Source organism: Pseudomonas sp. ML2-2023-3, assembly GCF_037055275.1.
Lineage (GTDB): Bacteria > Pseudomonadota > Gammaproteobacteria > Pseudomonadales > Pseudomonadaceae > Aquipseudomonas.
Map to the genome: position 1 here is coordinate 1,012,696 of NZ_CP146343.1, position 21,244 is coordinate 1,033,939.

The window sequence follows — 21,244 nt, forward strand, 5'->3', positions numbered from 1 at the left end:
AACGAAATGTCCGATCCTTAACAGGTTGAACGGTTAAGCACAGGAAAAACGCCTCTTGCGACTATCTGTCATTGCCCCGAGGGCGTTGCCTGAGGGAAAATGCTCGCCTTTTTTCCGTTTCGATTTAACTTTCAATACCCAGGAGAACAGCGATGCCCAGCCGTCGTGAGCGTGCCAACGCCATTCGTGCACTCAGCATGGATGCCGTGCAAAAAGCCAACAGCGGCCATCCAGGTGCCCCTATGGGTATGGCGGATATCGCCGAAGTACTGTGGCGCGATTATCTGAAGCACAACCCGAGCAACCCTTCGTTCGCTGACCGTGACCGCTTTGTGCTGTCCAACGGCCACGGTTCGATGCTGATCTACTCGTTGCTGCACCTGACCGGCTATGACCTGTCGATCGACGACCTGAAAAACTTCCGCCAGCTGCACAGCCGCACCCCGGGTCACCCGGAGCTGGGCTACACGCCGGGCGTTGAAACCACCACTGGCCCGCTGGGTCAGGGCCTGGCCAACGCTGTGGGCTTTGCCCTGGCAGAAAAAGTCATGGGCGCTCAGTTCAACCGCCCTGGCCATAACGTCGTTGATCACCACACCTACGTGTTCCTGGGTGATGGCTGCATGATGGAAGGCATTTCCCACGAAGTTGGCTCGTTGGCCGGCACTCTGGGTCTGAGCAAGCTGATCGCGTTCTACGACGACAACGGCATCTCTATCGATGGCGAAGTTGAAGGCTGGTTCACCGACGACACGCCAAAGCGTTTCGAAGCCTACAACTGGCAAGTGATCCGTAACGTTGACGGTCACGACCCGGAAGAAATCAAGACCGCGATCGAAACCGCACGCAAAAGCGACCAGCCAACGCTGATCTGCTGCAAAACCACCATCGGTTTCGGCTCGCCGAACAAGCAGGGCAAGGAAGACTGCCACGGTGCTCCACTGGGCAACGACGAAATCGCCCTGACCCGCCAGGCCCTGAACTGGAACCACGGTCCGTTTGAAATCCCGGCTGATATCTACGCCGAATGGGATGCCAAGCAAGCCGGTGCTGCGGTTGAATCCGAGTGGGACAAGCGCTTTGCTGCCTACGCGGCCGAGTTCCCTGAGCTGGCCGGCGAGCTGTCCCGTCGCCTGAGCGGCAAACTGCCTGCTGACTTCGATGCCAAGGCCAACGCCTACATCGCTGAAGTCGCGGCCAAGGGCGAAACCATCGCCAGCCGTAAAGCCAGCCAGAACGCATTGAATGCCTTTGGCCCACTGTTGCCAGAACTGCTGGGCGGCTCCGCTGACCTGGCCGGTTCCAACCTGACCCTCTGGAAAGGCTGCAAAGGTGTTTCGGCTGAAGACGCCAGCGGCAACTACGTGTACTACGGCGTACGCGAGTTCGGCATGAGCGCCATCATGAACGGTGTTGCCCTGCACGGCGGCCTGGTGCCTTACGGCGCGACCTTCCTGATGTTCATGGAATACGCCCGCAACGCCATCCGCATGTCGGCCCTGATGAAGCAGCGCGTGATCTATGTGTTCACCCATGACTCCATCGGTCTGGGCGAAGACGGCCCGACGCACCAGCCGGTCGAGCAATTGACCAGCCTGCGTACCACGCCGAACCTGGACACCTGGCGCCCAGCCGATGCGGTGGAATCCGCAGCGGCCTGGAAATTCGCCCTGGAGCGCAACGACGGCCCGTCCGCGTTGATCTTCTCGCGTCAGAACCTGAACCACCAAACCCGTGATGCTGGCCAGATTGCCGACATCAACCGTGGTGGTTACGTGCTGAAGGATTGTGCAGGCGAGCCTGAACTGATCCTGATCTCGGCCGGTTCCGAAGTGGGCCTGGCGGTTCAGGCTTATGAGAAGCTGACCGAGCAAGGCCGCAAGGTACGTGTTGTATCGATGCCATGCACCAGCGTGTACGAAGCTCAGGATGCAGGCTACAAGCAGTCGGTTCTGCCGCTGCAGGTGAGCGCCCGTATTGCGATCGAAGCGTCCCACGCGGACTACTGGTACAAGTACGTGGGCCTGGAAGGCCGCGTCATCGGCATGACCACTTACGGCGAGTCGGCGCCTGCGCCAGCCTTGTTCGAAGAGTTCGGCTTCACCCTGGAAAACATCCTGGGTCAGGCTGACGAGTTGCTGGAAGACTAAAGCAAGCCGCGGTGGTCCTGGCTGCCGCGTTTTAGGTAGTCGCTGCCACAGGCTGCGAAGGGCTGCGTAGCAGCCCGTTTTTTTGAAGGTCGTGCGGTCTTGATCGCAGCCTTCGGCAGCGACTACAGGCTTTTAATAAGAGAACCCCATGCCCCAATCGCGTCCCTACAAAGTTGCACTCAACGGCTACGGCCGGATTGGTCGTTGCGTCCTGCGTGCGTTGTTCGAGCGAGGGGCCGCTGCCGGGTTTGAAATTGTTGCACTCAATGATTTGGCCGATATGGCCAGTCTCGAATATTTGACGCGCTTCGACTCCACCCATGGCCGGTTTCCCGGCGAGATACGGATCGAAGGCGACTGCCTGCATATCAATGGCGACTGCGTGAAAGTGTTCCGCAGTGCCACCCCCGAGGGGATCGACTGGGCTGCCCTGGGTGTTGACCTGGTGCTGGAATGCTCCGGCGTTTACAACACCCGCGCCGACGGCCAGCGTTTCCTTGATGCCGGGGCTCCCCGCGTGCTGTTTTCGCAACCGATGGCCAGTGACGCCGATGTTGACGCCACCATCGTCTACGGCGTTAACCAGCACAGCCTGACCGGCGAAGAGCGACTGGTGTCCAACGCCTCCTGCACGACCAACTGCGGCGTGCCGCTGCTGCGTTTGCTGGATGAGGCATTGGGTCTTGAGTATGTATCGATTACCACCATTCACTCGGCGATGAACGATCAGCCCGTGATCGATGCCTACCACCACGAAGATCTGCGTCGTACACGCTCGGCCTTTCAGTCGGTCATTCCGGTCTCTACCGGCCTGGCCAAGGGCATTGAGCGTTTGTTGCCGGAACTTGCCGGCCGAATTCAAGCCAAAGCGGTGCGGGTACCGACATTGAATGTGTCGTGCCTGGATATCACCCTGACCACGGCACGGGACACCGATGCCGCAGAGGTGAACCGCCTGCTGCGCGAGGCGGCCACCTGCGGCCCGCTCAAAGGCTTGTTGGCCTACACCGAGTTGCCCCACGCCAGCTGTGATTTCAACCATGACCCGCATTCGGCCATTGTCGATGCCAGCCAGACCCGCGTTTCCGGCCCCCGGCTGGTGAACCTGCTGGCCTGGTTCGACAACGAATGGGGTTTTGCCAATCGAATGATCGATGTGGCAGAGCACTATTTGCACGTTACCCACCCCAAACCCGCTCTCTAACATTAGAAACTCAGGAACTGCGACCCATGACCGTGTTGAAGATGACCGACCTCGATCTGCAAGGTAAGCGCGTACTGATCCGCGAAGACCTCAACGTCCCAGTCAAGGACGGTGTAGTCACCAGCGATGCGCGCATCCTTGCTTCGCTGCCGACCATCAAGCTGGCGTTGGAAAAAGGCGCGGCGGTTATGGTCTGCTCGCACCTGGGACGTCCGACTGAAGGTGAGTTCTCGGCTGAAAACAGCCTCAAGCCTGTAGCCGATTACTTGAGCAATGCCCTGGGCCGCGAAGTGCCGCTGGTCAGCGACTACCTCAATGGCGTCGACGTTAAAGCGGGCGACATCGTGTTGTTCGAAAACGTGCGCTTCAACAAGGGCGAAAAGAAAAACGCCGACGAGTTGGCCCAGCAATACGCCGCCCTGTGCGACGTGTTTGTGATGGATGCTTTCGGTACTGCCCACCGTGCCGAAGGCTCGACCCACGGCGTGGCCAAGTTTGCCAAGGTTGCGGCTGCTGGCCCGTTGCTGGCTGCCGAGCTGGACGCACTGGGCAAGGCACTGGGCGCCCCGGCCAAGCCGATGGCCGCTATCGTTGCCGGCTCCAAGGTGTCGACCAAGCTTGAAGTGCTCAACAGCCTGAGCCAGATCTGCGACCTGCTGATCGTGGGTGGCGGTATTGCCAACACCTTCCTGGCAGCTGCCGGGCACCCGGTTGGAAAATCGCTGTACGAACCTGATCTGCTGGACACCGCCCGCGCCATCGCCGCCAAGGTCAATGTGCCTCTGCCGACTGACGTGGTCGTGGCCAAGGAGTTCGCTGAAAGCGCTGCTGCAACCGTCAAGCTGATCGCTGATGTGGCTGCCGACGACATGATTCTGGACATTGGCCCACAAACCGCCGCGCATTTCGCCGAGCTGCTGAAGTCGTCAAAGACTATCCTGTGGAACGGCCCGGTAGGTGTGTTCGAGTTTGACCAGTTCGGTAACGGCACCAAGGTTCTGGCCCAGGCCATTGCTGACAGCGCAGCGTTCTCGATCGCGGGTGGCGGCGACACCCTCGCGGCTATCGACAAGTACGGCATTGCTGATCAAATTTCCTACATCTCCACCGGCGGTGGTGCCTTCCTTGAGTTCGTTGAAGGCAAGGTACTGCCTGCCGTCGAAATTCTGGAAAGCCGCGCCAAAGCCTGAAGGTGTTTCAGGCCCTGAAAGGAAGCATGGACATGGTCAAGTTGTTACCGCTGTTGATGATCGTGGGCTTTTTGGCCGGTTGCGCCAGTTCGGGCAAGCCGACGCCCGAAGCTGCAACCCCTGAAGAGAGTGGTTGCTACCAGGCAGACTGGCAGGCGCAAAGCGTGCCGCTGGTCAATAAACGCTCAGGTCCTGAAGCGCTGGAAAAATACGAGTCGCCCAAGGCTTCACAAGAGCGTGGGTGCCCTTGATTTGATATGGGTTTTTGCGTGGGAGCGGGCTTGCTCGCGATTGCATCACCGCGGTTCGGCAAATAGACCGAATTGCCTGCATCGCGAGCAAGCCCGCTCTCACAATCAGGCCGCATAGCTATAGCTGGAGCTGTATCGTTTCAGCTAAATCGGATTGGCAGAATGGGGCACAACCCCCGATCTGCAATAACTTGAATAGCAGCCGCCGCTACGGCAGGCTTGCACGATTAACGACCCTTGTCCGGGAGAGACACTCACAATGGCACTTATCAGCATGCGCCAGATGTTGGACCACGCCGCCGAATTCGGCTACGGCGTTCCAGCCTTCAACGTAAACAACCTTGAGCAGATGCGCGCCATTATGGAAGCCGCTGACAAGACCGACTCCCCGGTGATCGTTCAGGCTTCGGCCGGTGCGCGCAAGTACGCAGGTGCTCCCTTCCTGCGTCACCTGATCCTGGCTGCAATCGAAGAATTCCCGCATATCCCGGTGTGCATGCACCAGGACCATGGCACCAGCCCTGACGTGTGCCAGCGCTCGATCCAGCTGGGCTTCAGCTCGGTCATGATGGACGGCTCGCTGGGCGAAGACGGCAAAACCCCTACCGACTACGACTACAACGTTCGCGTTACTCAGCAAACCGTTGCCCTGGCACACGCGTGCGGTGTGTCGGTTGAAGGCGAGCTGGGCTGCCTGGGTTCGCTTGAAACCGGTATGGCTGGCGAAGAAGACGGCATCGGCGCAGAAGGCGTTCTGGATCACAGCCAGATGCTGACCGACCCGGAAGAAGCCGCTGACTTCGTCAAGCGCACTCAAGTGGATGCCCTGGCCATTGCCATCGGTACTTCCCACGGCGCTTACAAGTTCACCAAGCCACCTACTGGCGACGTGCTGGCGATCGACCGCATCAAAGAAATCCACAAGCGTATCCCGAACACTCACCTGGTGATGCACGGTTCGTCTTCTGTTCCACAAGAATGGCTGGCGATCATCAACGAGTTCGGCGGCGACATCAAAGAAACTTACGGTGTGCCGGTAGAAGAAATCGTTGAAGGCATCAAGCACGGCGTGCGCAAGGTCAACATCGACACCGATCTGCGTCTGGCATCGACTGGCGCCATGCGTCGCCTGATGGCAACCAACCCGAGCGAGTTCGACCCGCGCAAGTTCTTCGGCGCCACCGTAACGGCCATGCGTGACGTGTGTATCGCTCGTTACGAAGCCTTCGGTACTGCCGGTAACGCTTCGAAGATCAAGCCGATCTCCCTGGAAGCGATGTACCAGCGTTACCTCAAAGGTGAGCTGAACGCCAAGGTCAACTAAGACCGGCGCGTACTGAAAAGCCCGCAGCGATGCGGGCTTTTTTGTGGGTGCGATGTTTATGCAGATCGGTGTAATTGTTCCGGATCAACGCCATTGGCCTTGAGCAGGGCACTCACCAGCGAGCGGGACATCTCGACCGAATGCACCAATGACCATATCAGCCCGCGCTCGATGCCACTGGCATACTCGGTGATTTCATCCGAGACCTCTTCTGCGCTCTTGAGCATCAGCCAGATGTGAGACAAGGCCTCTATTGCCCGGATATCAGGCCGCACGGCAAAGGGTGATTTGGGGCTGACATGTTGCGCATTGGTGGGCTTGAGGCTGTCGAGGTCAACAGGCGGGGCACGGAGCACGGCATCGAGAATACGGCGGGTGGCCTCATCGTGCTGATGATCATCACGGGGGGTGTGATTTGCTTTGGGATCGTCGGGCGTCGTCTTTTTCATGTCTCTTCCACGGGGATCATCGGCGACTGGTGAAGATAGCCCCGAGGCTTTTCGGGCTGCAAGCGACGCTTGTGGGCACCGGGTTTTCTCGGAAATGTCTGGCTTATGTCCGCGTAAAAGTCTGACGTGGGCGCCTTTGGGTTGAATTCGCTACACTGGCGCCCTTCTATGCTGTGCGTTGGCGTCCCATGACCGTTCTCAAGTACCTCCAGGCCTACCCCCAGACCTTGCAAGAGCAGGTGCGCCAATTGATTGAGCGCGATCAGTTGGGCAGCTACCTGAGCGAACGCTACCCGCAGCGTCACGCGGTGCAAAGTGACAAGGCGCTGTATACCTACGCGCTGGAACTGAAGCAGGAATACCTGCGCAATGCGCCGTCCTTCGACAAGGTGCTGTTTGATAACAAGCTCGACCTGACTCACCGTGCGCTGGGGTTACATACCGCCATCTCACGGGTTCAGGGTGGCAAGCTCAAGGCCAAGAAAGAACTGCGTGTGGCCTCGTTGTTCAAGGAGGCGGCGCCTGAATTCCTGAAGATGATCGTGGTTCACGAACTGGCCCATCTCAAGGAGTCGGACCACAACAAGGCTTTTTACAAATTGTGCGAACACATGTTGCCGGGTTACCACCAGCTGGAGTTTGACTTGCGGGTGTATCTGACGTGGCGTGACTTGGCAGGAAAACCCCAACCCTGAACCCGTGTGGGAGCAGGCTTGCTCGCGATGGTATCGACGCGTCTTCCCAGAAGGACCGCAGCGCCTGAATCGCGAGCAAGCCCGCTCCCACAGAAAGCCAGCAATCATCCGCATCAGGAGTTCTGAATGGACGTCAGCAAAACCAAAAGCAGCTTTTACCGGCGCTTGTACGTGGCCTGGTTAATCGATAGCCAGATTGCCAGCAGCGTGCCCGCACTGACCGAAGTGACCGGCATGCCGCGCCGTACCGCGCAGGACACCATCGCGGCGCTGGCTGATCTGGATATTGTCTGCGAGTTCGAGCAGCAGGACGGCGCCCGTAATCATGCCGGGCGTTATCAGATTCACAGTTGGGGCCCTGTCGACAAAACCTGGGTCGGCGAGCATCTGGTGCAGATCAAGCAGGTGCTGGGTTATCCCTGAGGCGTCAGGCGCATGCCGATGTGCGGGATGTCATCTTCAAGATACATTTCGCCCTCGGCGCGAAACCCGTGTTGCCCGTAGAACGGCTGCAAGTGCGCCTGGGCGGACAAGAACACGGGCTGCCCCGACCAGTAATCCTCGATGTTTTCCAGGGCTTTCTCGATCAGGACATGCCCCAGCTTTTGCCCGCGACCCTCGGGGGCAATGATCACGCGGCCGATCACCACGTCGCCGCCCTGGGATTCAGGGTCGAGCACGCGGGCATACGCCACCAGTTGATCGTTCTGCCAGCCCATCACATGCAACGTGTCCCCCGTCAGGTCTTGCCCGTCGACGTCCTGGTAGGCGCATTTCTGCTCGACGACGAATACTTTCGAGCGCAATTCCAGAATGGCGTAGAGCTGTTCCTTGCCCAGGTCGTTGTGGTGTTTGCAGAGCCAGTCGGTGGTCACGATCGTGTCCTTCTTGGTGAGTGTATGACCCGATAGTAGGCGCGATGTGTACTCGCGCCAAGTTCTAAGGTGCCTTGACCAAATGTGCAGCCAGGGTGCGCAGCGGCCCGAGCTGACGGCAAATCAACGCCAGTTGGGTTTGCACCAGACGCTGGTTTTCATCGATCTCGTCGGGCATTTGCTCAAGCTCGCTGGCCAGTGCTTCTTCATCATCACTTTGTACCGCCACCGCCTGCTTGGACGCCAGATCCTGTGCGATCTGGTCAATGCTGTCGGCAATCCTGCGTCCGGCGCCCTCGATCAACTGTTCCCGCACTTCACCGGGCAGCTCGGTGTCACGGTGAGCGCCCAGTCCTGACAAATAGCTGAGCAAGGTGTGGGACAGCACCAGAAAGCGGAAGCCCATGTCGGCATCCTTACGGAAGTGCCCCGGTTCCATCAGCATATTGGCCAGTGTGGTCGACAGCGCCGCATCGGCGTTATGGGCGTTACGCCGCGCAAGGCGATAGGCGAGGTTGTCACTTTTGCCCTGGGCGTACTGCTGCATGATCTGGCGCAGATACTGGCTGTTGCAGCTCAAGGTATTGGCCAGTACCTGATTCAGGCGTCGGCCCTGCCAGTCCGGCAAGAACAGGAATACCGCTGCCGCCGCAATCACGCTGCCCACCAGGGTATCGAACAGTCGCGGCAGGAACAGCCCGTAGCCGTCGCCCACCTGGTTGAAGCAAAACAGGATCATCAGGGTGATGGCTGCGGTGCTCAAGGTGTAGCGCGTGGTGCGGTTGATAAAGAACACCACACCGGCCACCACCGCAAACATCGACTGCACCAGCGGGTTGGGGAACAGATCGAACAGCGCCCAGCCCACGGCCAGGCCGATGGCCGTGCCGATGATGCGCTGGCTGAATTTGCGTCGGGTGGCGCCGTAACTTGGCTGACACACGAACAGCGTGGTGAGGATGATCCAGTAACCCTGGCTCGGGTGAATCCAGTGCACCATCGCAAAACCGATGCTCAGGGCCAAAGGCAGGCGCAAGGCGTGGCGAAAGATCAGCGACGTGGGTGTGAGGTGCTGACGCAGGCGCGACCACACGTCCTTGAGGTTACGTGGCGAACGGTCCAGCAGGCTGCTGTCGGTGGCATCTGCCAGGTTGTCGGGGTTACTGGCGTCGCTCAACAAACGGTCGAGGGTGCCCAGGTTGGCGGCCAGCGCCCGCAGTGAACGCAACAGTCCGCGCCAGGCCGGGTTGCTCTGGATGCGCAAGTGTTCGAGCGAGGCGTGCAAGTCGCTCAGCGCTTCGGCAAAGCTGTCGTCGTAGACAAACGGCTGGCGCAGCTTGATCGACTCCGACAGGCGCTGACAGGCCACGCCTTGCTGGCGCAGCAGGCGTTGGCAGCGGAACATCACGTCACTGTGGAAGAAGGCTTCGGCCAGGGCGTTGTAGGGGTAGTGCGAGGAACTGGCGCGTTCGTGGATGTCCTGCGCCAGGAAGTACAGCTTGAGGTAGCGGCTGAGCTTGGAGCCCGGCCGGGAGTTGCCGACCCGGTGCAGAATGATCTCTTTGGCGGTATTGAGCGCGGCCACCACACGTCCGTTTTGCCGCGCCAGTTCCAGTCGGCCGGCTTCGACATCCAGCTTGCGGATCGGCTCGAACAGCGACGATTTGATCTTCAGGTACAGGCCCAGCTCCCAGAACAACCGCGCCAGGCTTTGCTGTACCGGTTGATTGGAAAACAGCGCCTGCCACAGTACCGACAGCATCCCGTACCAGGCCGCGCCCGCCACCAGCAGCAAGGGTTCATGCCAGAAATTGGTGACTTCGCCACCCCGCTGGTCGACGCCAATCATGGTGTACACGGCCAGAATCAGTGTGGCCGAAGCAATCGCCCCGTAGCGCTCGCCCAGCGCACCGAGCATGGTCAGGCCGAAGCTGGCCAGGGCAAGCGCGCAGACCATCAGCCAGGGATAGGGGAAGAGCAGTTCGACACTGAGTGCCGAGGCGGTGAAGCACACCAGCGTTACCAGCAAAGCGTTCAGTCGGCCTTGCCAACTGTCATCAGTCTCGGACAGCGCGCTGGCGATAATCCCCAGGAACAGCGGGATCAGCAGCGACATTTCATCCTGATACCAGCAAAAAGCCATGCTGCCGGTCAGGGCGACAAACACCCGCACGCTGTAACTGAACTTGTCCAGCGCCCACAAGCGGCGCAGGGAATGCTGAAAGCTTTTCGATGACATGGAGTGGCGGTGCCTGGCTCGTGATTCGCTAACTTGAGCCAGTTAAGACGACAGCGCAATGGCACTGTCACATCGAACACAAAATATTTTTAATGCCGCCTGGCGTTAAACGTACTGCGCCGCCGCATACCCCGAAGCCCACGCCCACTGAAAGTTGAAGCCGCCCAGGTGGCCGCTCACATCCAGCACTTCACCCACAAAGTACAGGCCGGGGCTTTTCAGCGACTCCATGGTCTTGGAAGACACTTCGCGGGTATCAACCCCGCCCAGGGTCACTTCAGCCGTGCGGTAGCCTTCGGTGCCAGCCGGTATCACTTTCCAGCTCGCCAGTTTGTCAGCCACGTGCGCCAGTTCACCCGGGGTGTACTGCTTCATGGGCTTGGACTCGAACCAGTGCTCGGCCAACAGGTTGGCCATCTTCTTGGTGAAAATCTCACCGAGCAGGGTTTTCAGTTCGCTGTTGGGGCGTTCGGCCTGCTGGGTTTGCAACCAGCTCAGCGCGTCGAGGTCGGGCAGCAGGTTGATTTCAACCGTGTCGCCGGTATTCCAGAACGACGAAATCTGCAAAATCGCCGGTCCGCTCAAGCCCCGATGGGTGAACAGGATATTTTCCCGGAAGCTCTGATCGTTGCAGCTCACCAGGCAGTCGACTGACGTGCCCGAGAGTTCGGTACAGATCTCTTTGAGCTGGTCGGTGATGGTGAACGGCACCAGGCCCGCGCGGGTGGGCAGCAAGGTGTGGCCAAATTGCCTGGCGATTTGATAGCCGAAGCCGGTGGCACCGAGCGTCGGGATCGACAGGCCGCCGGTGGCGACCACCAGCGACAGGCAGTCAATCGGCCCCAGCGTTGTGTTGAGGCTGTAACCGTTGTCGGTTTTTTCGATCTGCTCGACCGAGGTGTCCAGGTGCAGGCTGACGCCTGCTTTTTGGCACTCATCGAGGAGCATTTCCAGGATGTCGCTGGATTTGTTATCGCAGAACAGTTGGCCGAGTTTTTTCTCGTGATAGGGCACGCCGTGTTTGGCGACCATCTCGATAAAGTCCCACTGGGTGTAGCGTGCCAGGGCTGACTTGCAGAAGTGCGGGTTCTGCGACAGAAAATTGTTGGGTTCGGTGTACATGTTGGTGAAGTTGCAGCGGCCACCGCCCGACATCAGGATCTTTTTGCCCGCCTTGTTGGCGTGGTCGATGAGCATGACCTTTCGCCCGCGACCGGCAGCGGTCAGCGCGCACATCAAACCAGCGGCGCCAGCGCCAATAATCACAACGTCGGTAGAGCGCAAAGCGGTGTCCTCACAAAATTTATAGTCAATCCAAACCTAATGTGGGAGCGGGCTTGCTCGCGATTGCAGCACCCCGGTGATTCAGCTGAACCGAGTTGTTTGCATCGCGGGCAAGCCCGCTCCCACATGTGATCGCCAGTGTTCAGGCGATCTCTTACAAAACCCGAACGCGCAATACGCGGCCTTTGATTTTGCCTTCGCTCAAGCGCTGGGCAGCCTGTTTGGCCACGGTGCGGTCAACGGCCACGTAGGCCTGGAAGTCAAAGATCGCGATCTTGCCAACCTGGGCACCCGGGATGCCCGCGTCACCCGTCAGGGCACCGAGGATATCGCCCGGACGAACCTTGTCTTTACGACCGGCACCGATCACCAGCGTGCTCATGGCCGGCAGCAACGGTGCGCCGCCCTGGGAGGTCAGGGTGTCCAGGGTTTCCCAGTTCAGCGGGGCTTTCTGCAGCTGCTCGATGGCCTGGGCGCGGTGCGCTTCGGACGGGGCAACCAGGCTGATCGCAACACCTTTTTCACCAGCACGGCCGGTACGGCCAACACGGTGAATGTGGATTTCCGAATCACGGGCCAGCTCAACGTTGAGCACCATGTCCAGCGCGTCGATGTCCAGACCACGGGCCGCTACGTCGGTGGCAACCAGTACTGAAGTCGAGCGGTTGGCAAACATCGCCAGCACCTGGTCACGGTCGCGCTGTTCCAGATCGCCATGCAGGCCAACAGCCGAAATGCCTTTGGACGTCAGGTGATCAACGGTTTCCTGAACCTGCTGCTTGGTGAAGCAGAACGCTACGCAAGATTGCGGGCGGAAATGGCCCAGCACCTTGGTTACAGCGCTCATGCGCTCTTCAGGGGAGATTTCGTAGAAGCGTTGTTCGATCTGGCTGTCAGTGTGCAGCGCCTCGGCTTTTACTTGCTGAGGGTTGCGCATGAACTTGGACGACAGTTGCTTGATACCGGCCGGGTAGGTGGCCGAGAACAGTAGGGTCTGGCGACGCTCCGGGGTTTTTACAATGATGTCTTCGATGGCATCGTAGAAACCCATGTCCAGCATGCGGTCCGCTTCGTCCAGTACCAGAGTGTTCAGACCGTCCAGTACCAGCGAGCCTTTGCGCAAGTGCTGCTGAATGCGGCCCGGCGTGCCGACGATGATGTGCGCACCGTGCTCCAGCGAACCGATTTGCGGACCGAAAGACACGCCGCCACACAGGGTCAGCACTTTGATGTTGTCTTCGGCGCGGGCCAGACGGCGGATTTCCTTGGCAACCTGGTCAGCCAGTTCGCGGGTCGGGCAGATCACGAGGGCCTGGCAGCCGAAGAAGCGCGGGTTGATCGGGTTCAGCAGGCCGATGCCGAAGGCGGCAGTTTTGCCACTGCCGGTCTTGGCCTGAGCGATCAGGTCCATGCCTTTGAGGATCACCGGCAAGCTCTGCGCCTGAATCGGCGTCATCTGGGCATAACCGAGGGAGTCGAGGTTAGCCAGCATGGCGGCGGACAGAGGCAGAGTGTTAAAAGCGGTGGCAATGGTGGTCACGGGACTGGCCTGCAAAACAAAATGTCGCGCAGTGTACCAGTCCCATGCCCTTTGCCTGAACATTCTGGACGAGATGTCATCCAGTTCTGATTAAAAAGTCGCTTAATGTTCCAGGTCATGCTCCGAGTTGGCCTTGGGTTTGCGGCCGTCCTGCGGTGACAGTTGCAGGAAAATAGCCGCTGCCAGCATCGCCATGATCCCGACTGTGAGGAAGGTCAGCTGGAATGCCCCGAGCACCGTGTCCACCCCGTCGCTGCCGCCATCGCCAGTGAAGCCGCCGAGCAATGCCCCGGCGCAGGCCACGCCCAGGCTCAAGGACAATTGCGCCACCACCGACAGCAAACTGTTGCCGCTGCTGGCGCTGGCGTCATCGAGGTCGATCAGGGTGACGGTATTCATCGCGGTGAACTGCAACGAGTTGATCGCCCCCAAAACGGCCAGCATTGACAGCAACAGCGGGTAGGGCGTGTGTTCGGTGACCAGGCCCATGCTGGCCAGCATCAGGCCCAGGGCAAAGGTGTTGGCCGTGAGTACCGTGCGATACCCCGCGCGCTCGATCAGCGGTCGGGCTATCCACTTGGCCAGCATGGCGGCTGCGGCCAGTGGCAGCATGCTCATCCCGGCTTGTGACGGCGAGTAGCCCAGCGCCACTTGCAGCAGCAACGGCACCAGGAACGGTAGCGCCCCGCTGCCCAGGCGAGCAAACAGGTTACCCAGAATACCCACCGCAAAGGTTTTGGTTTTGAACAGTGCCGGCGAGAACAGCGGGTTGCTGATATTGCCCGCCCGCAACCAGTAGGCCGCCAGGCACGCCATCCCGGCGAAGAGCAGCAACATCACGCGCAAATGCGGCATGTGCAACTCGCCCAGCCCCTCCATCGCAATGGTGATAAATATCATCGCGGCGCCAAACAGCACGAAACCCAGCCCGTCGAAGCGGGTGCGCTCGCTGCCGCGCAGGTCCGGAATGAAGTGCCAGACTGCCCAGCAGCCCAGAACGCCCACCGGCAGATTGATCAGGAAAATCCAGTGCCAGCTCAGGTACTGCACCATCCAGCCGCCCATCGTGGGGCCGATCAATGGACCGAGCAGGCCCGGGATGGTGATAAACCCCATGATCCGCACCAACTCCGAGCGCGGGTAAGCCTTGAGCACCACCAGCCGTCCGATGGGCAGCATCAGCGCACCGCCCAGGCCCTGGATGATCCGTGCGCCAATCAACTCGTTGAGGGTGTTGGACAGCGCACAAAGCAACGAGCCGAAACTGAACAGCAGAATGGCGCTGAAGAAGATTTTCTTGGTGCCGAAGCGGTCGGCAATCCAGCCCGAGGCAGGGATCAGCAGGGCCACGGTAAGCATGTAGGCAACGATCACGCCTTGCATGCGCAGCGGGTTTTCTTTCAAGTCCCTGGCCATGTCGGGCAGGGCGGTGTTGAGGATGGTGCCGTCGAGCGACTGCATGAAAAACGCGATGGCCACAACCCACGGCAACCAGCGCAGGGTTTCAGGACTCAGAACCGGGCGTACGGGCATAAGACCTCTTTTTTATGATGAGCATTCTTTGTAGTCGCTGCCGAAGGCTGCGAAGGGTTGCCCAGCAACCCGTTTTCCCGAAGCCTCCACGGACTTCATCGCAGCCTTCGGCAGCGACTACAGGTATTACAGCGTCAGCGTGAGCTTCTTGACCAACGCTCCCGGCAGCAGATTCGACGCAGTCTGGCGCTGGTCGTAGGTGCTGGCCGACAGCAACAACTCACGATCTGCCGTCAGTGCCTCCAACTGCGAGCCCAGCAGACTATAGACGCTGTCATCAAAACGCATGGTGTTGACCGGGGCCTTTATCTCGCCGTTTTCGACCCAGAAGGTGGCAAAACGGGTCATGCCGGTCAGGCGCGCGGCCGGTTGGTCCGAGTAGTTCAAGTACCACAGGTTGCTGATGTACAACCCGGTGCCCAATTGCTTGAGAATATCGGCCTGCTCCAGCGTACCCGCCGCCATCGCCAGTGCGCTCGGCGCCTCGCCCTGTGGCGCGCCGTTGACCTCAAGGCCATATTCGGCAGCACTGCGCGAACCCACCAGTTGCTGGTTGGCCTTGCCGTGCTTGACCAGGGACAAGTCCTGGCGCGGATACCCTTCGCCGGAAAACGCCGGGCTCAGGGACTGGCTGACCTGCTCGTCAAATGACACCAGGGGGCTCAGTTGCGCATCACCGCCGTACAGTCGCTGCAAAGGGCTGGATTTGCTGGCCAGCGCCTGTGCCGAAAAACCGCCCCAGCACAACATGCTCATCACTTCTTCCAGCGCCGCGGGGGCCAGGTAGGCCCTGTACTCGCCGGGTGCCAGGGCATGGAGCGGGCGATCCAGAAAGCTCAGTTGCTCACGGGCCAGTTGCATGCGCTGGGCGAAACGTTCGCTGTCCCAATCGGCCCCGGCGTAGCTGGCTTTCACCGCTTGGCCGTTGCTGTGGAACAGGCTCCAGTCGAAGTTGAAACTGTTGGCCTGATGCCAGCCAAACGCACCTTCGGAACTGGCGTAGCCATAGCTGATCGGGCCGCAGGCATAAAACCCCACCAGATCGACGCCGTCGCACGCACGGCGGATTTCATCCAGGACCCGAGCGGTGTCCGGCAGTGGATGGTCCTGCACCTCATGACTGTGCCAAGGCTGGGGGTTCAGCAATAAATAAGGGTCGGCGGGCAACAACGGCAAAGTGTCACGCAGTTGTTGCACCGCGTCGGCCAGGCGCTGTTTGTCGACATCCGGCTCACCGGCCAGGGTAAGGCGGATATCCCCGTGGCGGCCGTCGTTGATCAGTTTCAGGCTCAGGCTGGCCTGCTGCACACGCCCGGCCTGGCGCACCTTGCCCTTGTTGAAACGGATGAACTCCGAGGCTTCGGCGTCGTAGCCCAGGGTGAACTGCTCTGGCGGTCGAATGGCCTTGCCCAGCCATTCGACCAACGCCTTGAACTGCTCGGCCTGACTCAATGGGGTACTCATCAGGCATCGCCTCCAAACACATCAATTTGATTGAACACGCACGCGGGTGACGCATGCCCTACGCGAATCACCTGATTGGGTTCGCCCTTGCCGCAGTTCGGCGTGCCCAGCACCTTGAAGGTACTGGCGTCACCCACGGCGCTGAGGTTGCGCCAGAACTGATCGGAAATACCCCGGTAGTTGGGGTTTTTCACCACGCCCTTGAGTTCGCCGTTCTCGATCAACTGGCCCCACTCGCAACCGAACTGGAACTTGTTGCGCGCATCGTCAATCGACCAGGAACGGTTAGTGGCCATCAGGATGCCGTGTTCAATGCCGCCAATCAGTTGAGCCATCGACTGGTCGCCAGGTTCGATATTGAGGTTGGCCATGCGGTCGATCGGAGGGCGGTTCCAGCCGCAGGCGCGGCTGTTGGCCACGCCATCAAGGCCCGACCGGAACTGCGACAGCGCACCGCCCAAAGGCCGCAGCAGCAGGCCTTCGCGGATCAGGAACTCCTTGTGGGCCGGTGTGCCGTCATCGTCGAAGCTGTAGCTGGCCAACTGCTCGGGAATGTCAGGGTCGAAGGTGACGTTCAGCAGTTTGGAACCGTACTGCAGGCTGCCAAAGTCGCTGGCCTTGACGAAGCTGGTGCCTGCGTAATTGCGCTCGTCACCGAGGATGCGGTCCAGTTCCAGCGGGTGGCCGATCGATTCGTGGATTTGCAGGATCATCTGGTCGGGCATCAGCAGCAGGTCGCGTTTGCCGCTTGGGGCATTGGGTGCCAGCAGCAATTGCAGGGCCTGGTCGGCGACCTTTGGCGCGGCTCCGATCAACCCGCAGCGGCTGATCACGTCGGCGCCACCTTGCTGACCGAAGTTTTCGCGGCCCAGGCTGCGGGTCTGGCTGTCGTTGCCGTCATAGGCGGTGACGCTGATGCCCGGGTAGACAAAACGTTGTGCCCGGCGCAACTCGGCGCCAGCGCTGTTGAGATAGATCTGCTCGACGTGATTGAGGCCCAGCGAAACGTCCCAGCTGACCAGCCGCTCGTCCTTGGGGACGGCAGCCGACTCAGCGCCCAACAGTTCAAAGCATTCGTTGAGTGACGGGAATGCTTGATCGAGATGGGGCGAGTAGTAGTCAGCGCGTTCGTGGGACACCGGCTCCTGGCTCAGATCGAGCAGGGCGTGGGCAGCAATCAGTTGAGCCTGTGCCTCGGCACGTTCCAGGGCTGCCTGCAAGCCGGCTTGCGACAGGTCATTGGTGGCGGCGTAGGCTTCGACACCCTTGAGCCGCACCGTGAGCATCGCGCCCTGATCGTGATTGAATGAAGGAGGTTCTGCGACGTTCTTGCGTACCGACAGGTATTGCCCGGACTCGCGCACATAACGCAGCGAAAAGAACTCGGCCCGGGTGCGCAACGCGCCAAAGCGTTGCTTGAGCTGAGGGTAAAAATCGAACATGCACTGACCTCCGAAAAACGGGAAACGTATCGAGGTTTGGAATAGGGGAGCGAAACGAGACAACAGAGTAGGCCTGCGTTGAGGCCGGGGGCAAGCGGGGGGGGGAAGATGAAACCAAAAACGGCAACAAACCTGTAGCCGCTGCCGAAGGCTGCGATCGGGCCCGAAGGGTTCGCTCATTTCAAAAGCGAAGGTCCTTCGGCACTTTTCGCAGCCTGCGGCAGCGACTACAGGGTGGTGTGCTTACTGCGCGGTACGGCTGACTTCACGCAGCGGCTTGCCGCGAACCGGTGCATCGCCTGCCACGTAGTAGTCGGCAGTGCTGCGCGGCAACGGCTGGCGGCCACGGATCTTGTCGGCGATTTTCTCGGCAATCATGATCGTCGGTGCGTTGAGGTTGCCAGTCGTGATCAGCGGCATGATCGACGCATCGACCACACGCAGACCCTGCATCCCATGCACGCGGCCTTCGGCGTCTACCACGGCCATCTCGTCGGTGCCCATCTTGCACGAGCAGGACGGGTGGAATGCAGTCTCGGCGTGTTCGCGGATAAAGGTATCCAGCTCTTCGTCGGTCTGCTTGTCGATGCCAGGGCTGATTTCGCGGCCACGGTACGCATCCAGCGCAGGCTGCTGCATGATTTCGCGGGTCAGGCGGATGCCGTCACGGAATTCCTGCCAGTCTTGCTCGGCTGCCATGTAGTTGAACAGGATGCTCGGGTACTCACGCGGGTCCTTGGACTTCACGTTGATCCGGCCACGGCTTGGCGAACGCATGGAGCCCATGTGCGCCTGGAAACCGTGTTCTTTTACGCCATTGCTGCCGTTGTAGTTAATCGCTACCGGCAGGAAGTGGTACTGAATGTTCGGCCATTCAAATTCTTCGCGGGTGCGGATAAAACCACCGGCTTCGAACTGGTTGCTGGCACCAATACCTTTGCCCAGGAACATCCACTCGGCGCCAATGGCCGGCTGGTTCCACCACAAGAGCGACGGGTACAGCGAAACCGGCTGGGTGCAGGCGTACTGCAGGTACAGCTCAAGGTGATCCTGCAGGTTCTGGCCAACGCCCGGCAGGTCGTGAACGACCGGAATATCGAGGCTGTTGAGCAGTTCGGCCGGGCCGACGCCGGAGCGTTGCAGCACGGTTGGCGAACCAATTGCGCCGCTGCACAGCAGCACTTCTTTACGGGCCTTGGCCTGGATGCGGGTGTCGCTGTCGCCGACCATGTAGGAAACGCCAACGGCGCGCTTGCCTTCAAAAACGATCTTGTCGGTCAGGGCGTGGGTCACGATGGTCAGCGTCGAGCGCTGCTTGGCGGTGTCCAGGTAGCCACGGGCGGTACTGGCGCGACGGCCGTTAGGCGTCACGGTGCGGTCCATCGGGCCAAAACCTTCCTGCTGATAGCCGTTCAGGTCTTCGGTACGCGGGTAGCCGGCCTGTACGCCTGCTTCAACCATGGCGTGGAACAACACGTTGTTCCCGGCTTTGGGCGTGGTCACGCTGACCGGGCCATCGCCACCGTGGTAATCGTTGGGGCCGATGTCGCGGCTTTCGGCTTTACGGAAGTACGGCAGGCAGTTCAGGTAATCCCAGTCTTCGAGGCCTGGCAGTTTTGCCCAGCCGTCGTAGTCCATCGCGTTGCCACGGATGTAGCACATGCCGTTGATCAGGGACGAACCGCCCAGCCCCTTGCCACGGCCACATTCCATGCGGCGATTGTCCATGTGTGGCTCTGGATCGGTTTCGAAGGCCCAGTTGTAGCGACGACCCTGCAGCGGGAATGCCAGGGCGGCCGGCATCTGGGTACGGAAGTCGAAACGGTAGTCCGGGCCGCCCGCTTCAAGCAGCAGCACGGTGACGCCTTGGTCTTCAGTCAGACGGGTCGCCAGGGTGTTACCGGCAGAGCCGGCACCAATGATGATGTAATCGAATTCTTGGGACATAAAATGCACCCTCTTTGAAATAAACAAGCCTGTAGTCGCTGCCGAAGGCTGCGAAGGGTTGCTCAGCAACCCGTTTTCCCGAAGCCTCCACGGACTTCATCGCAGCCTGTGGCAGCGACTACAGGTAATCGGCTGCCAATTGGGTTTAGAACACCGAGACGTAGTCGCCCAGCTCTACCTGTACCGATTTGATCCGGGTGTACTGAGCCAGCGAGCTGATGCCGTTTTCACGGCCAATGCCCGATTGCTTGTAGCCGCCTACCGGCATTTTTGCGTCGGACTCGCCCCAGGCGTTGATCCAGCAAATACCCGCTTCCAGTAGATGGATGACGCGGTGGGCGCGGTTCAGGTCCCGGGTCACGACGCCCGCAGCCAGACCGAACTCGGTGTCGTTGGCGCGGCGGATCACTTCTTCTTCGGTGTCGTAGGTGAGGATGCTCATCACCGGGCCGAAGATTTCTTCCTTGACGATGGTCATCTCGTCGGTGCAGTCGGTGAACACGGTAGGTGCCACGAATGCGCCCTTGGCCAGATCGCCCTGGGTCAGGCGTTCGCCGCCGCACAGTACGCGGGCGCCTTCTTCTTTGCCCTTGGCAATGTAGCCCAGCACACTTTCCATGTGAGCAAAGCTGACCAGCGGGCCGAAGTTGGTGTTTTCGTCTTCCGGGTTGCCGATGCGGATGCGCGCAACGCGCTCCAGGATCTTGGCTTCAAACGCAGCCTTCATGGCCGTCGGGATAAACACGCGAGTGCCGTTGGTGCACACCTGACCCGAGCTGTAGAAGTTGGCCATCATCGCGGTATCTGCGGCGCGATCCAGGTCGGCGTCGTCGAAAATGATCAGGGGCGACTTGCCGCCCAGTTCCATGGTCACGTCTTTCAAGGACGAGCTGGTGGCGCTGGCGGTGACTTTCTTGCCGGTGTCGGTGCCGCCGGTGAACGAGATTTTTTCGATGCGCGGGTGCTCGGTCAGCCAGGTACCGACTTCACGGCCACTGCCGGTCAGTACGTTGAACACGCCATCCGGCAGGCCCGCCTGGGTGAAGATCTCGGCCAGCTTGAGGGTCGTCAGGGAGGTGACTTCGCTTGGCTTGAAGATCATCGCGTTACCGGCAGCCAGTGCCGGTGCGGCTTTCCACAGGGCGATCTGGATAGGGTAGTTCCACGCGCCGATACCGGCTACAACGCCAAGCGGCTCGCGGCGGGTGTAAACGAAAGAGGTGGTGCGCAGCGGGATTTGCTCGCCTTCAATGGCGGGTGCAAGGCCTGCGTAGTATTCGAGTACATCGGCACCGGTCACGATGTCGACGTAACGGGTTTCGGAGTACGACTTGCCGGTGTCCAGGGTTTCCAGGGCGGCCAGTTCATCGTTGCGCTCGCGCAGGATTTCCACGGCGCGACGCAGGATGCGCGAGCGCTCCATGGACGTCATGGCGGCCCAGATTTTCTGGCCCTTTTCAGCGCTGACAACCGCGCGCTCGACGTCTTCTTTGGTTGCGCGTTGCACTTGAGCGAGGACTTCGCCGTTAGCCGGGTTGATGGCATCGAAAGTAGCGTCGCTACCGGCGTCGGTGTAGCCGCCGTCGATGTAGAGTTTTTGCAGTTCGAAACGGGCCATAAAATCCTCGCAAGTGCATAAGTGGTTGGCGTTGGTCGT

At 60.1% G+C, this 21,244-nt stretch carries 17 protein-coding genes; 7 read left to right on the top strand and 10 right to left on the bottom strand.

From position 1 onward, the window contains the following. The first annotated feature begins 152 nt into the window (after window positions 1–152). The 5 genes from tkt to fba all read left to right on the top strand — a co-directional run bounded on the left by tkt (window position 153) and on the right by fba (window position 6,119). Window positions 153–2,150 carry a transketolase gene (gene tkt, locus V6P94_RS04690; RefSeq protein WP_133075206.1) on the top strand — a complete coding sequence of 666 codons (1,998 nt, stop codon included), beginning with the start codon at window positions 153–155 and terminating at the stop codon, window positions 2,148–2,150. A gap of 148 nt (window positions 2,151–2,298) precedes the next feature. After that, a complete protein-coding gene (gene epd / locus V6P94_RS04695) occupies window positions 2,299–3,354 on the top strand; it encodes an erythrose-4-phosphate dehydrogenase (protein WP_133075207.1) in 1,056 nt (351 codons plus the stop codon). Window positions 3,355–3,380: 26 nt separating this feature from the next. Next, window positions 3,381–4,544: a phosphoglycerate kinase gene (locus tag V6P94_RS04700; RefSeq protein WP_326398617.1), complete on the top strand. Its 1,164-nt coding sequence runs from the start codon at window positions 3,381–3,383 to the stop codon at window positions 4,542–4,544. 32 nt (window positions 4,545–4,576) lie between these two features. Beyond that, the gene (locus V6P94_RS04705) at window positions 4,577–4,795 is read left to right on the top strand and encodes a hypothetical protein (RefSeq protein ID WP_019827976.1); all 219 of its coding nucleotides are present in this window, start codon (window positions 4,577–4,579) and stop codon (window positions 4,793–4,795) included. A 259-nt stretch (window positions 4,796–5,054) separates the two neighbouring features. Beyond that, window positions 5,055–6,119 (top strand): class II fructose-bisphosphate aldolase, encoded by a 1,065-nt coding sequence (gene fba / locus V6P94_RS04710; protein ID WP_004419605.1) that lies wholly within the window; start codon window positions 5,055–5,057, stop codon window positions 6,117–6,119. A gap of 56 nt (window positions 6,120–6,175) precedes the next feature. On the opposite strand, the gene V6P94_RS04715 is transcribed toward fba, so the two are convergent. After that, window positions 6,176–6,568: a hypothetical protein gene (locus V6P94_RS04715; protein WP_133075209.1), complete on the bottom strand. Its 393-nt coding sequence runs from the start codon at window positions 6,566–6,568 to the stop codon at window positions 6,176–6,178. A gap of 188 nt (window positions 6,569–6,756) precedes the next feature. Between V6P94_RS04715 and V6P94_RS04720 the strand changes: the two genes are divergently transcribed. Then, entirely contained in the window at window positions 6,757–7,263 is a 507-nt protein-coding gene (locus tag V6P94_RS04720) for a YgjP-like metallopeptidase domain-containing protein (RefSeq protein ID WP_133075210.1), read from the top strand. A gap of 126 nt (window positions 7,264–7,389) precedes the next feature. Further along, window positions 7,390–7,686, top strand: coding sequence for a helix-turn-helix domain-containing protein (locus tag V6P94_RS04725; RefSeq protein ID WP_133075211.1), 297 nt, complete (start codon window positions 7,390–7,392; stop codon window positions 7,684–7,686). On the opposite strand, the gene V6P94_RS04730 is transcribed toward V6P94_RS04725, so the two are convergent. The 9 genes from V6P94_RS04730 to betB all read right to left on the bottom strand — a co-directional run bounded on the left by V6P94_RS04730 (window position 7,677) and on the right by betB (window position 21,205). Continuing rightward, entirely contained in the window at window positions 7,677–8,138 is a 462-nt protein-coding gene (locus V6P94_RS04730) for a GNAT family N-acetyltransferase (RefSeq protein ID WP_133075212.1), read from the bottom strand. The two genes, V6P94_RS04725 and V6P94_RS04730, sit on opposite strands and share 10 nt — an antisense overlap. Before the next feature lie 64 nt (window positions 8,139–8,202). Next, window positions 8,203–10,377 (bottom strand): YccS family putative transporter, encoded by a 2,175-nt coding sequence (gene yccS, locus V6P94_RS04735; protein WP_133075213.1) that lies wholly within the window; start codon window positions 10,375–10,377, stop codon window positions 8,203–8,205. Between the two features lie 105 nt (window positions 10,378–10,482). After that, the gene (locus V6P94_RS04740) at window positions 10,483–11,661 is read right to left on the bottom strand and encodes an NAD(P)/FAD-dependent oxidoreductase (protein WP_133075214.1); all 1,179 of its coding nucleotides are present in this window, start codon (window positions 11,659–11,661) and stop codon (window positions 10,483–10,485) included. 154 nt (window positions 11,662–11,815) lie between these two features. After that, window positions 11,816–13,153, bottom strand: a complete 1,338-nt coding sequence (dbpA, locus tag V6P94_RS04745) for an ATP-dependent RNA helicase DbpA (protein WP_241486165.1) — start codon at window positions 13,151–13,153, stop codon at window positions 11,816–11,818. Window positions 13,154–13,303: 150 nt separating this feature from the next. Then, on the bottom strand, window positions 13,304–14,734 hold the full coding sequence (mdtD, locus tag V6P94_RS04750) for a multidrug transporter subunit MdtD (protein WP_133075215.1): 1,431 nt from the start codon (window positions 14,732–14,734) through the stop codon (window positions 13,304–13,306). Between the two features lie 126 nt (window positions 14,735–14,860). Continuing rightward, window positions 14,861–16,198, bottom strand: coding sequence for a metallopeptidase TldD-related protein (locus tag V6P94_RS04755; protein WP_133075216.1), 1,338 nt, complete (start codon window positions 16,196–16,198; stop codon window positions 14,861–14,863). Beyond that, the gene (locus V6P94_RS04760; protein ID WP_326398608.1) at window positions 16,198–17,640 is read right to left on the bottom strand and encodes a TldD/PmbA family protein; all 1,443 of its coding nucleotides are present in this window, start codon (window positions 17,638–17,640) and stop codon (window positions 16,198–16,200) included. The genes V6P94_RS04755 and V6P94_RS04760 overlap by 1 nt, the downstream gene beginning before the upstream one ends. Before the next feature lie 243 nt (window positions 17,641–17,883). Continuing rightward, on the bottom strand, window positions 17,884–19,587 hold the full coding sequence (gene betA / locus V6P94_RS04765; RefSeq protein ID WP_133075218.1) for a choline dehydrogenase: 1,704 nt from the start codon (window positions 19,585–19,587) through the stop codon (window positions 17,884–17,886). A 145-nt stretch (window positions 19,588–19,732) separates the two neighbouring features. Beyond that, window positions 19,733–21,205, bottom strand: coding sequence for a betaine-aldehyde dehydrogenase (gene betB / locus V6P94_RS04770; protein ID WP_326398605.1), 1,473 nt, complete (start codon window positions 21,203–21,205; stop codon window positions 19,733–19,735). Between the last annotated feature and the right edge of the window lie 39 nt (window positions 21,206–21,244).